This is a genomic window from Streptomyces sp. NPDC047022, from assembly GCF_040644155.1.
Lineage (GTDB): Bacteria > Actinomycetota > Actinomycetes > Streptomycetales > Streptomycetaceae > Streptomyces.
Window position 1 is genome coordinate 64848 of record NZ_JBEYVV010000024.1, and the last position, 12975, is coordinate 77822.

The 12975-nt window shown below is 69.6% G+C and carries 10 protein-coding genes and 1 pseudogene; 1 reads left to right on the plus strand and 10 read right to left on the minus strand.

What is annotated here, in order from left to right:
* Positions 1-35: 35 nt before the first annotated feature.
* The 4 genes from ABZ845_RS22885 to ABZ845_RS22900 form a co-directional block, all read right to left on the minus strand.
* Positions 36-719: a response regulator transcription factor gene (locus tag ABZ845_RS22885; protein WP_360982522.1), complete on the minus strand. Its 684-nt coding sequence runs from the start codon at positions 717-719 to the stop codon at positions 36-38.
* Positions 716-1867: a sensor histidine kinase gene (locus ABZ845_RS22890; protein WP_360982525.1), complete on the minus strand. Its 1152-nt coding sequence runs from the start codon at positions 1865-1867 to the stop codon at positions 716-718. The genes ABZ845_RS22885 and ABZ845_RS22890 overlap by 4 nt, the downstream gene beginning before the upstream one ends.
* The gene (locus ABZ845_RS22895) at positions 1864-2382 is read right to left on the minus strand and encodes a DUF1453 domain-containing protein (RefSeq protein WP_360982527.1); all 519 of its coding nucleotides are present in this window, start codon (positions 2380-2382) and stop codon (positions 1864-1866) included. The genes ABZ845_RS22890 and ABZ845_RS22895 overlap by 4 nt, the downstream gene beginning before the upstream one ends.
* 248 nt (positions 2383-2630) lie before the next feature.
* On the minus strand, positions 2631-4757 hold the full coding sequence (locus ABZ845_RS22900) for a DNA topoisomerase IV subunit B (RefSeq protein ID WP_360982529.1): 2127 nt from the start codon (positions 4755-4757) through the stop codon (positions 2631-2633).
* Positions 4758-5200: 443 nt separating this feature from the next.
* On the opposite strand from ABZ845_RS22900, the gene ABZ845_RS22905 reads away from it, so the two are divergent.
* Positions 5201-5431 carry a hypothetical protein gene (locus ABZ845_RS22905; protein WP_360982531.1) on the plus strand — a complete coding sequence of 77 codons (231 nt, stop codon included), beginning with the start codon at positions 5201-5203 and terminating at the stop codon, positions 5429-5431.
* Positions 5432-5661: 230 nt separating this feature from the next.
* On the opposite strand, the gene ABZ845_RS22910 is transcribed toward ABZ845_RS22905, so the two are convergent.
* From ABZ845_RS22910 to ABZ845_RS22935, 6 genes and pseudogenes are all read right to left on the minus strand, one after another.
* A complete protein-coding gene (locus ABZ845_RS22910; RefSeq protein ID WP_360982533.1) occupies positions 5662-6480 on the minus strand; it encodes a serine protease in 819 nt (272 codons plus the stop codon).
* A 121-nt stretch (positions 6481-6601) separates the two neighbouring features.
* Complete coding sequence (locus ABZ845_RS22915) at positions 6602-8140, minus strand: RNA polymerase sigma factor (RefSeq protein ID WP_360982535.1); 1539 nt, start codon at positions 8138-8140, stop codon at positions 6602-6604.
* Between the two features lie 616 nt (positions 8141-8756).
* Positions 8757-9644, minus strand: a complete 888-nt coding sequence (locus tag ABZ845_RS22920) for a FadR/GntR family transcriptional regulator (RefSeq protein WP_360982537.1) — start codon at positions 9642-9644, stop codon at positions 8757-8759.
* A 162-nt stretch (positions 9645-9806) separates the two neighbouring features.
* Entirely contained in the window at positions 9807-11618 is a 1812-nt protein-coding gene (locus ABZ845_RS22925) for an ABC transporter ATP-binding protein (RefSeq protein WP_360982539.1), read from the minus strand.
* Positions 11619-11742: 124 nt separating this feature from the next.
* Complete coding sequence (locus ABZ845_RS22930; protein WP_360982541.1) at positions 11743-12501, minus strand: NUDIX domain-containing protein; 759 nt, start codon at positions 12499-12501, stop codon at positions 11743-11745.
* Positions 12502-12589: 88 nt separating this feature from the next.
* A pseudogene (locus ABZ845_RS22935) lies at positions 12590-12862 on the minus strand (glycogen debranching protein); the annotation flags it as partial.
* Between the last annotated feature and the right edge of the window lie 113 nt (positions 12863-12975).

Here is a 12975-nt window from a genome sequence, read left to right on the forward strand (position 1 = left end):
TCTTCTTCCCCGGGCTCTTCACCCCATCAGGTGACTCACTGCGAGGGGGGCGTAACCAGGCCTTTCGCATACGCGTAACGGACCGCTCCCGCACGCTCCTTGATGCCTGTCTTGGCGAAGAGGTTGTTGATGTGGGTCTTCACGGTGGCCGTGGAGACATGCAGCCTTCGGGCGATCTCCTGGTTGGTCAGTCCCTCCGCGATCAGTACCAGCACCTCCGTCTCCCGTACCGTGAGCCTGTCCGGCGCCGGAACGACCAGGGGCGTCTCCCGCTCGGGCTCCGACAGCCGCTCCAGCAGACGACGCTGGATGCTCGGTGAGAGTCCCGCGTCACCGGACAGCACGTTCCGCACAGCCCCCACGATCTCGTCGCCCCCCGCGTCCTTGGTGAGATAACCGCGTGCCCCCGCTCTGAGCGCCGGGAACAGCGACTCGTCGTCCGCGAAGGTGGTGAGCACGACCACCTGGGTCCGGGGATGCTCGGCACGGATGCGCCGTGTCGCCTCGACGCCGTCGCACCGCGGCATGCGCAGGTCCATCAGCACCACGTCCGGGTCCAGTTCCGCGACGAGCCTCAGGGCCTCCTCCCCGTCCCCGGCCGCACCGACGACCTCGAGACCCGGAAGCAGCCCCAGCAGCATCACGATGCCCTCACGCACCACCGTCTGGTCGTCCGCCACGACGACCCGGGCCGGCTTGCCGCTCTCCTCCTCCGTCATACGGGCACCTTCAACGTCACGACGAACCCTTCCTTGCCCGGCCCCGCCTCCAGCGAGCCGCCCAGCAACTCGGCACGCTCACGCATGCCCAGCAGACCGTACCCGGCTCCCGAACCCGCCAGGTCGCCCGGAGAACCGCCCGAATCCCTCACGTCCAGCAGCACCTGATGCTCGGCGTACTCCAATCGGATGTGCACCTTGGCCCCCGGTGCGTGCTTACGGACGTTCGTCAGCGCCTCCTGCGCGACCCGGCGGACGGCTTGTGACGCCTCTGCCGGAAGCGGCCTGCGTTCACCCGAGACGGTGACGTCCGCACCGTCCGCCGTGGCGACGAGCTCGCTCAGGAATTCCTCCAGTGGTGACATCTCGCCGCGCAGCGCCGAGAGCGCCTGCCGGGTCTCGGCCAGACCCTCCCGGGCCATTCCCCGGGCCGCCACCACCCGTTCGAGGATCTTGTCCCGGTCGGCTCCCGCTTCGATCAGCAGCCGCGCCGCCTCCAGATGGACAAGCTGCGCCGAGAGGCTGTGCGCCAGTACATCGTGGATCTCCCGTGCGATCCTGGCCCGCTCCCCCAGAGCCGCCGACTCGGCCTCGGCGGCCCGTGCTGCCCGTTCCTGGGCGAGGAGTCGCTGGGCATTGCCGCGCGCCTCGGAGTCGAGCCGCAGGACATACCCGCCGAGCGCCATCCCGCCGATGGTGGCCACGGTGGTCAGCCATTCGTCCTTGGTGACCGCCGCGTACGAGGCGAGGCTCACCGAGGCCACCGGGAGAGCGACCGCGAGCGGCATCCGCTCCAGGGCGGTGACGGCGCAGCCGCACCAGATCACGATGGCCGGAACCCTGAACCCGGTCGTCTGTGCGACGGCCGCGATCCCGAGGAAGCAGGTGACGAGCGCCAAGGACGGCCACAGCCGGTGCGCGAGGGTTGTGCGGAAGAAGGCCCAGGCCGTGAGCCCGGAGGCGATGACACCGGCCGCGGCGCCGACGGCACCCCAGCCGTGGACGTGGGAGCCCTTGAAGACCCCCCACAGCACCATGCCGAGCACAAGGATCCTGGTGGCCCAGGCCAGCAGCCGCCGGGGCCCTGAGATTCCTTCACGGCCGAGCGCCTCACGCGAAGGCCAGCGCGTCCACGCGTTCTCCGTCACACACGCTCCTTCCGTGCGAGCCGGGGCATGCCGTCACCGTACGCCGGGCGGACCGTGGAGGGCAGCGCCCTCGCGCGCTGGACGAGGACCCCGGAGCGGACCAGCAGGGTGACCGCGAGGGCGAGCAGCAGGGCGGAGCTGTCCTGGTGAACGCCGAGCCCCGCTCCCAGCGCGAGGAGTCCGACGCGCAGGGCGATGCCGATGCCCCACACAGCCACGTTCGCCTTGGTGCTCTTGCTCCACACGGCACCGTCCGGCTCCGCCCATATACGGGTGGTCCAGGCCCAGCCCGCTCCCATGGCCACGCCTATCAGCAGTTCCGCACCGAGCAGCAGGGCCGATGCGGTGTGGTGCTGGGCGTCGAGTACGCCGGGCTTGCGCAGCGCCACGACGATCATGACGACGGGCACGATCCACCAGCGCTTGTCCGTGTCTACACGGCGTGTGCGGAACTGCCGCGCGAGCACCAAAGCGACCACGGCCACGATCACCAACGCGTTGACAGGCCCGGGCATCACAGCCTCCGTGAGCGGATAGGGAAGGCGCCGACGGCGAGTGCCGCCGACGCCTTCGACGCTACGGAAATCCGCAGGCCGGGAGATCGGAGCGGGGGTGGACCCTGGGTGGACAAGGGACAGCGGAGGGTCTCCACCCAGGGGTGGAGACCCAGCCGCGAACGCCCGGCGGGAGCCTTATCCGTGCCCGGCCCGTGCCCCGGAGCCGGTGCCGACACCGCCACCGACGCCGACGCCGAGCGCGACGGCTACGCGTCGATCCGCGACCGGTCCAGCGTCGCCGCCGAGCTGGAGATGAACTCCTTGCGCGGTGCCACGTCGTTACCCATCAGCAGATCGAACACCTGCTCGGCCGACTCCAGGTCGGAGAGGTTGATGCGGCGCAGGGTGCGGTGCCGCGGGTCCATGGTCGTCTCGGCCAGCTGGTCGGCGTCCATCTCACCGAGGCCCTTGTAACGCTGGATGGAGTCCTTGTACCGGATGCCCTTGCTCTGGAACTCCAGGAGCTTGTCCCGCAGCTCGCGATCCGAGTACGTGTAGACGTACTTGTCCTGGCCCTTCTTCGGCTGGACGATCTCGATGCGGTGCAGCGGTGGCACGGCGGCGAAGACCCGCCCCGACTCGACCATGGGCCGCATGTAGCGGTGGAACAGCGTCAGCAGCAGGGTGCGGATGTGGGACCCGTCCACGTCGGCGTCGGTCATCATGATGATCTTGCCGTACCGGGCCGCGTCGATGTCGAAGGTCCGGCCCGAACCGGCGCCTATGACCTGGATGATCGCTCCGCACTCGGCGTTCTTGAGCATGTCGGTCACTGACGACTTCTGGACGTTCAGGATCTTGCCGCGGATCGGCAGCAGGGCCTGGAACTCGGAGTTCCTGGCGAGCTTCGCGGTGCCGAGCGCCGAATCGCCCTCGACGATGAACAGCTCGCTGCGCTCGACGTCGTCGCTGCGGCAGTCGGCGAGCTTGGCGGGCAGCGAGGAGGACTCCAGAGCCGTCTTGCGGCGCTGCGCGTCCTTGTGCTGACGCGCGGCGATCCGTGTCCGGGCCGCGGCGACGGCCTTCTCGAGGACCACGCGGGCCTGCTGGGCGGCGTCACGCCTGGTCGAGGTCAGGAACTCCTTGAGCTCCTTGGAGACCACGCTGGTGACGATGCGGCGGGCGGCGGAGGTACCGAGCACCTCCTTGGTCTGGCCTTCGAACTGGGGCTCGGCCAGGCGCACGGTGACGACCGCGGTCAGTCCCTCAAGGGCGTCGTCCTTGACGATGTCGTCCTCGGCGACGCGCAGCAGCTTCTTGGCGCGCAGCACCTCGTTCATCGTCTTGGTCACGGCCTGCTCGAAGCCGGCGACGTGGGTACCGCCCTTGGGTGTGGCGATGATGTTGACGAACGACCTGAGGGTCGTGTCGTACCCGGTCCCCCAGCGGAGCGCCACATCGACGCCCAGCTCCCGGGTGACCTCGGTGGGTGTCATCTGCCCGTGGTCGTCCAGAACGGGGACCGTCTCCTTGAAGGTCCCCTGCCCGGAGAGACGAAGGACGTCGCAGACCGGCTTGTCGCCGGCGAGGTACTCACAGAACTCGCTGATGCCGCCGTCGAAGCGGAAAGACTCCTCCCCCTTGCTGCCGCCCTCCCCGAGTCCGTACTCGTCACGGACGACGATGGTGAGGCCAGGCACCAGGAAGGCGGTCTGGCGGGCGCGCTGGTGCAGCGTCTCCAGGGAGAGCTTGGCGTCCTTGAGGAAGATCTGTCGGTCGGCCCAGTAGCGAACACGTGTGCCGGTTCGGGTCCTGGCGATCTTCTTGGCCTTGCGAAGGCCGCTCTTCGCCTCGAACTTCGCGTCCGGGCCCTCGCCCGTGAAGGCACCCGGCACGCCCCGGCGGAAGCTGATCGCGTGCGTGTGCCCCGCACGGTCGACCTCGACGTCCAGCCGCGCGGACAGGGCGTTCACCACGGACGCGCCCACTCCGTGCAGACCGCCGGACGCCGCATAGGAGCCGCCTCCGAACTTTCCGCCCGCGTGCAGCTTGGTCATCACGACCTCGACGCCGGAGAGGCGGGTCTTGGGCTCCACGTCGACCGGGATGCCCCGGCCGTTGTCGCGGACCTCCACCGAACCGTCGTCGTGGAGGATCACATCGATGTGATCGCAGTAACCGCCCAGGGCCTCATCGACGGAGTTGTCGATGATCTCCCAGAGGCAGTGCATCAGACCCCGGCTGTCGGTCGAGCCGATGTACATACCGGGGCGCTTGCGGACCGCCTCGAGCCCTTCGAGGACGAGGAGGTGCCGCGCGGTGTAGTTGGAGCCGTCCCTGTCTGCTCCGGTCAGCAGCGCTGTGGACGGCACGGACGTTTCGGCGGCGGTCACGCGGTTCGCTCCTCGCTGAATTTCACCTGAGGCCCATTGGGGTAACGGGCCGGCTTGGGTTGCCCGTCCGAGGGTACCGATGCCTGGTAGAGCCGTTGTCACGCCACCCTCAACGTGAACTCAGACTAGTCCAGAGTCGTACGGACGTTCGATGACTCGTTTGGGGTGAAGTACATATCACGTTCCCTTGGAGGCATGAACCATTTAGCCTCGGGGCACGTCCTCATGCACAACCGGCAACCCGGCCGGGGAGGACTGGACAACCGACAGACTGCGCGAACCCGTACGACACAAAGACGTAATACGGCACATTCGCCGCCAACCGGCAGCAGACAGCCGGCCCGGAAAGAAATTTTCGAGGACAAGCCGCGAGCGGGAACGTTTTCGGCCTGGTTGGATGTTGACCCTGGTACGACAGCTCGTCGAGCTAGAGAAGAGGCGACGTGACTACTGTTCTGACCCCCGCGAGCCCGCTGACGGCCGCTGACCGCTGCGACCGTTGCGGCGCCCAGGCCTATCTGCGCGTCGTCCTCCTCAGTGGCGGAGAGCTGCTCTTCTGTGCCCACCATGGCCGCAAGTTCGAACCGGAACTCAAGAAGATCGCCGCTGAGATACAGGACGAGACGGAGCGGCTCACGTCCGCTCCGGTGAGCGCGCCCGACGAGGAACGCTGATACTTCGCGTCGACGACGAGCAGTCACCGGCGCTGAGGCCGGTGCACGGGCGGTCACCCCGATCACAGGGGGTGACCGCCCGCACTCGTATCGCCCGCTTTCGCACGGCTTCCGTCCTCGGACCGTGCGCTCACGGTGCGTACCGGCCCCCTCCGGGACTGGCAGGCGCCCCACAGGGGGCGCCTGCCAGTCCCTCGATACCGAGGTACCGGTATCGAGGGACGTGGTTCTCAGTTGCCGCCGTTGAGCGTGCTGACGACATCAGAGACCCGCGTGTACACGCCGGGGCTCCCGCGCTGGCCACAACCGCTCCCCCAGGACACCAGGCCGATCAGCCGGCCCTTGGCGACGAGCGGTCCCCCGCTGTCCCCCTGGCAGGCGTCGTGGCCGCCCTGCGGCATTCCCGCGCACAGCATGGAAGAGGCCAGGTACTTCCCGTCCAGGCCGCCCGGGTACGCCTGCTCGCAGGACGCATCCGGTAGGACCTGCAGGTCGGAACCTCGCAGACTGCGTGCGTAATCGGCGTCCCCGGTGGTGTCACCCCACCCGTACACCGTCGCCGCCGTGCCCGGCGCATAGACCGGGTCCCCGCTCGCCGCCATGTGGATGACGGAACCGGCCGGGAGCGGAGAAGCCAGCGTGAGCACCGCGAAGTCGCCGGCGTTCGTATAGCTGTTGTACCGCGGATTGACCCAGGTGGAGGTCACCGGGATCTCACCGCCTTGGCTGGACAACAGGTCCGTGCGCCCCGCGATGACTCTCAGATCCCGCATCTGTCCCGGCGGGGCTCCCAGGACGGCCGTGCTCATACAGTGAGCCGCGGTCAGGACCCTGGAGCGGTCGATCGCCACTCCCCCGCAGAACTGACCCGCGCGTGTACCTCCGAACCGGTCACGGCTGGAGAGGGCGACGGTCCACGGGCTCTGTGAGATGTCGACCGGGAAGCCTCCGATGACGACGTTGTCCGCCATCGCGGGCGCGGGGGACGTCAGCGGTATCAGGGCTGCTGCTGCTCCGACGGCAAGCGCTCGGGCGAGGTGGCGACGCATGTGCTCTCCTCACTGTCAGGTGATCGTGGAACACCCACAGTGATTCAGTGCGGGCCGACGCGCACACGCAAAGGGGCCGGTTCCCGCAGGAACCGGCCCCTCAACGGCGTAGCGCCAAGGACTAGTCGAGGTAGTCGCGCAGCACCTGGGAGCGCGACGGGTGGCGCAGCTTCGACATCGTCTTGGACTCGATCTGGCGGATCCGCTCGCGGGTGACGCCGTACACCTTGCCGATCTCGTCGAGGGTCTTCGGCTGACCGTCGGTGAGACCGAAACGCATGGAGACGACGCCCGCCTCACGCTCGGACAGGGTGTCGAGGACGGAGTGCAGCTGCTCCTGGAGGAGGGTGAAGCTGACCGCGTCCGCGGGGACGACCGCCTCGGAGTCCTCGATGAGGTCGCCGAACTCGCTGTCGCCGTCCTCGCCCAGCGGGGTGTGCAGGGAGATGGGCTCGCGGCCGTACTTCTGGACCTCGATGACCTTCTCCGGGGTCATGTCGAGCTCCTTGGCCAGCTCCTCCGGGGTGGGCTCGCGGCCCAGGTCCTGGAGCATCTGACGCTGCACACGCGCGAGCTTGTTGATGACCTCGACCATGTGCACCGGGATACGGATGGTGCGGGCCTGGTCGGCCATGGCACGGGTGATCGCCTGACGGATCCACCAGGTTGCATACGTGGAGAACTTGTAGCCCTTGGTGTAGTCGAACTTCTCGACCGCGCGGATCAGACCGAGGTTGCCCTCCTGGATGAGGTCCAGGAAGAGCATGCCGCGGCCGGTGTAGCGCTTGGCCAGGGAGACCACCAGACGGAGGTTGGCCTCCAGGAGGTGGTTCTTGGCGCGGCGGCCGTCCTCGGCGATGATCTCCAGCTCACGCTTGAGCTTGGGGGCGAGCTTGTCGGCGTTGGCCAGCTTGTCCTCGGCGAAGAGGCCGGCCTCGATGCGCTTGGCCAGTTCGACTTCCTGCTCGGCGTTGAGCAGGGGAACCTTTCCGATCTGCTTCAGGTAGTCCTTGACCGGGTCGGCGGTGGCGCCGGCCGCGGCGACCTGCTGCGCGGGCGCGTCGTCCTCGTCCTCGTCGGAGAGCACGAAGCCCGCGCTCTCGGCGCCTTCCGGCTCGTCGCCGCCCTTGCCGGGCGTCTCCTCCAGGACCTCGTCCTCGACGATCTCGGCGTCGTCCTTCTTCGCGGTCGTCTTCTTGGCCACGGTCTTCTTCGCGACCGTCTTCTTCGCGGCCGTCGTCTTCTTGGCGGCCGTCGTCTTCTTGGCCGCGGCCTTCGTCGCGGGCGCGTCCTCAGCCGGGTCGTCGGCGACCGGGGCGGTCGGCGCGGCGGGGGCAGTGGCCTTCTTGGTGGTCACCGTCTTCGTCGCGACCGTCTTGGTGGCGGTGCGCTTGGCCGGGCTTTTCGCTGCGACGCTCTTTCGGGTGCGCTTGGGCTCTGCGGCACTGACCATCAGCGTCACACCCTCTTCCTCGAGGATCTGGTTGAGGCTGCGCAGTACGTTCTTCCACTGAGTGGCCGGAATCTGGTCAGCTTCGAAGGCCCGACGCACATCGTCGCCGGCGATCTGCCCCTCAGCCTTTCCCCGCTCAATGAGAGCCATGACAGAGACGGACTCGGCGATCTCCGGCGGGAGCGTACGGGATGTGCTGGCCGACACGAACAACCTCTCGGAACGTTGGAAAACGGCTTCCGGCTCCGTCCGGGACGGACAGGAGCCGACCACCGGCTTGGGGATGGCCGGCGGTGTGCGGGCGGGAACCGGGGAGATGCACAGCGCCAGTGACGGCGTCTGTATTCCCTCCTCGACTGTCACCTCTTAGGTCATCGCGCAGTTCCGTGGAGCGTTACGCCCAATCTGCGTGGCCCGGGTCACACCCCGTAACCCAACAAAAATGTACAGATACGGGCAGACAAGGTCGACAGAAGCCATCTCCGGCACTCGACCGGCGACGACCCGGGCTCCGTCGCCCGACGGCCCGGGCTCTGCCACACCCGGGAATCCGTGGCCGACGACGATACGTACGACTGACACCTGATCATCCACGGCAGTGGCACCGGGTCGGGCACTCACGACAGTCCGGCCCGCTGGGGCCGGCACCCCGGCGGGCTCCTGCGGATCACGGCAGGCCTTGGCGGGCTCCGTCGGACTCCGCCGGGTCCCGGAAGGATCCGACGGAGTCCGACGGCGGATGATCGCGCTCGACAGCCACAGGCAGCCACCGGGTGCCGGACGACCAGCGCACCGTGCTGGTCACATCGTGCGTGACGTGCGATCAGTGCTCGCGCGGCGCCGGCACGACACGCTCCACCTCGGGGTGGACGGTCAGCAGTTGGCGCATGGCCCCTTCGGCGGCCGCGCCGTCACCCGACGCGAGCGCGTCGACGATGCGGGCGTGCTGGGTCAGTGCGGCGTCGTTCGGGCGGTCGCAACCGGTGACCGGACCACCGGAGACCTGAAGGGCGGCGGAGACGATTCCTGAGAGGTGCTCCAGCATGCGGTTGCCCGCGACCTGGATGAGCAGCGAGTGGAACTCGGCGTCGGCGCGCGAGAAGGTCAGGGAGTCGCCCTGGCCCATGGCGTGCCCCATGATCTCGACCATGTCGCCGAGCCGCTGCTGCACGTCCTCGCGACCGTGGCCGGCGGCGAGGCGGGCGGCGAGCGGCTCGATGGTCCACCGCAGCTCGCTGAGCTCCCGACGCTGGTCGTCGCGCTGCGGCCCGAAGGCCCGCCACTCGATGATGTCCGGGTCGAGGAGATTCCAGTCGCTGACGGGGCGCACCCGCGTACCGACGTTCGGACGGGCGCTGACCAGGCCCTTGGCCTCCAGGACACGCAGCGACTCACGGACGACGGTGCGGGAGACCTCGAAGCGCTGGCCGATCTCCTCGGGGACCAGCGGACGGTCGGCGCCCAGGTCGCCGGAAACGATCATCTGGCCCAACTGCTGGACGAGTTGGCCGTGCAGTCCGCGTCCGCGGCTGCCGGCGGCGCGCCGGCCGACGCGGCCCAGTTCCGGGTCCGCGGCCTCCCAGGGGGGAGTGCCGACGCGGTCGACGGCAGGCGCGTCGGCATAGGGGTAGCGGTCGAGTTCGCCCGGTCCGGCCAGGCCGGAGTCTGCGGAGCGGGCGGCGGTCATCATGGTGTGCGCAAGGGTACTCACGTGTCCTATGTCGGCGCCCTCTCCAACTGCCTTGAGGTCTTTGGTGAAAAGCACACGAAAGGGTGATCGCTCACCCCGTCGCAATTGACGCCTTATCGGAAAGAAATGGGCGTCTTTCGGGGAGTTGTGCGCACAGGGAGAACGGATGGGCACGGAGCGTTGTCACCGAGCCCTGCCGCGCAGGGTCAGGAACAGATACGCGCAGAGCAAGGCGGCCAGGGACAAGGCCAGTGAGCCGCCCACGGGTTGGGCGATCATGTGCGCCGCTGCGGACAGGTACCGGGAACCGCCGAAGGGCCACGGCAGCGGCAGGAGGGCGTGGACTCGTGCCACGACGCCCGTGACGGCCCGCACCGACGGCCCCTCGACCACTTTCCCCACCAGGGGCACGAGGACGACGGGCACCGCGAGCACCGCGGCCAGCCCTGCGGTCACGGACCGGAAGACACCCGCCGCCAGCACTCCGGCCCATGCGCACCCCACGACGAACCCGCACCAACTCACACCGAGCAAGGCCCAGTCGGCGGGAACTCCGGCGACGTCCCGCCCGTAGAAGAGGTGGAGGGCCCAGAAGTCCAGGCCGACCGTGAGGACGGCCAGGGCCAGCGCCGCGGCCCCGGTGACGAGGAGCTTGGCGATGAGCAGACCCAGACGGCGGGGGACGGTCCCGCGCTGCGCCGCCAGGGCGGGATAGCGGAACTCGTCGCCGAACGCGAGGGCGCCGAGCAGTCCCGCACCGAGCGCCGCGGGCGGCAGCGGGAGGTCCCCCGGCCAGGCCGCCGGCAGAAGACGCTGCGGGGTGTGCCCGATACCGGCGGCCAGCACGGATACGAGGACGGAGGCGACGAGCACGGCGGCCGCGATGACATAGCCCGTGCCGACTCCGGTGGCCCGGCGCAGTTCGTAGCGGAGCGGACGCAGGGGGCCCGGTGCGACCCTGACGGCCACGGACGGGGGCAGCGCGGGCAGGTCGCCCGGCCGCGACGCCTCAGCGGCCCGCGGCGCGGACTGAGAGGGAGGAAGAGAGGCGGAAGGGGAGGGAGACGGGGCCCGGGACGCGGGCGGGGGAGGGGAGTCGGCGCCGTCGTCGCTCGCGCCCGGCCCCATGTCCGCGGTCTCATCCGCGAGTTGATGGATCAGGATGCCGTGCCGGAACGCTGCTTCGCCGATCTCGGCGCATGTACTGCCGTACACCGACAGCCGGTTGCCTGCCTCATGGACGACTTCCACGGAGCGCTGTGCCGTTCTGGCCTCCTTGGCGAGCAGGGTGCCGAGCCGGGCGGCGTGCGGGCTGCGCACTGCAACACGCGGCCGGAGACGGGTGCGGGCGAACTCGGCGGCTTCCTGATCGGCGACGAGCCGGCCCCGGTTGAGCGTCACGACGTGATCGGCGGTGCGGGCAGCCTCCTTGGGGTCGCATGTGGCGAACAGGACGGTGCCGCCCTGAGAAGCGTGCGCGCGCAGCATGCCGTGCAGCCAGCGCCCTTCTCGGGCGGAAAGCCCGCCCGCCGGGTCATCGAGCACGAGGGTGTGAGGATCGGCGAGCAGCGCGCAGGCGAGACCGAGACGACGGTCCATACCGCGCGCGAGGGTGCCCAGGCGCTCATCGCGCAGGCCGACGAGTCCGACCGCATCGAGGACTTCGTCGGCGCGACGCACGGACACGCCCGCCGCGCAGCACAGCATGCGCAGTTGTCCCCGGACCGTGCGCGCGGGATGGCCGGGGACATCACCGAGGACCACGCCCACTTCGTGGGAGGGGTGGGCGATACGGTGCAGCGGTCGGCCCCGGAAGTAGGTGATGCCGCGACCCGGTTGAAGTTCGAGCATGAGCCTGAGCGCCGTCGTCTTGCCCGCACCGGGGGCTCCGAGGAGCACGGTGACCTGGCCCGACTGCGCCTCGAAGGACACGTCGTCGACGGCGGGCGGAAGCTCCTTGCGGGGGTTGCCGGTCAGTCCGATCGCCTGGATCACTTGCAGCAAGATAGCGCGATATGTCCGCTTTTTCGGTCATCTCCCGGCGCCCTGGCGGCGCCGCTCCTGCTGTTCGGACCCCTGCCCGCGGCGGCCCGCCGTACCACCGGGTCCCGCGCGGCCGTCAGACCTCGGGACGCAGCATCGGCGGGTTGAGCAGGGTCGCTCCACCGGCACGGAACAGCTGTGCGGGACGTCCTCCCTGGCGGGTCGTCGTGCCGCCCACGGGGACGAGGAAGCCGGGCGTGCCGGTCACCTTGCGGTGGAAGTTCCGCGGGTCGAGAGCCACGCCCCATACCGCCTCATAGACCCGTCGCAGCTCACCGACGGTGAACTCTGACGGGCAGAAGGCGGTGGCGAGCGACGAGTACTCGATCTTGGAACGGGCACGCTCGACCCCATCGGCCAGGATCAGCGCATGGTCGAAGGCGAGCGGCGCCGCCTGCTCCCCATCCCTGCCGTAGCCGCCCTGCTGCAGCAGATCCTCCACCGGCGCCCAGCGCGCGCTGTTGGCGTCGCCGCCGGCCCGCGGCGCGGGCAGATCGGGGGCGAGCGCCAGATGGGCGACGCTCACCACCCTCATTCGTGGGTCACGCTTCGGGTCACCGTACGTCGCCAGCTGTTCCAGATGGGCACCGTTGTCCTGCGCGGGTACGGAGGGATCGTGGGCACACAGCCCCGTCTCCTCGGCCAGCTCCCGTGCCGCGGCCTGTGCCAGGTCCTCGTCCGCCCGCACGAATCCGCCCGGGAGCGCCCACCGGCCTTGGAACGGCGGCTCGCCCCTGCGCACCGCCAGCGCGCAGAGGGCATGGCGGCGCACGGTCAGCACGACCAGGTCCACGGTGACGGCGAAGGGCGGGAAGGCTGACGGGTCGTAGGGCATGCCGCGATCATAGTCGTCTGCCTGACGATAAACACTCCCTTCGGCTGCCGCTTCGGCAGCTGATCCGCCCCCTCAGGACGATCCCGGCGAGCGGTGCCGTGCGGACCGGACACTGGGTCACCGTCCCGGCGGGCACGTCGGGACGCGCACCTACGAGTGCGGTCGGCAGCAGCACACCGGCTGCCGCCGCCGTCGGCGCGGGACGGCGGGCCGCCGGGTCCGGCAGCGGTGCGCTCCCTTCAGGGCGCTGCTCGCCCCCGGAGATCTCGGGCAACCGGTACCCGGGCGCCTCCGCCGCCGACAGCATCCCGTCCAGCAGCGCGCTCGCCCCCCTCTCGTACCCGTTCGCGGCCGGTCCCGAGCGGTGCGGCGGGGCGCCCCGGACATCGATTCCGCCACGCAGGTGAACTGAAGGCGCTCGCGCGGGGGCGTGCCTGGCGCCGGGAAGCCGACCGAGCGTCTGCAGGCCGTGGA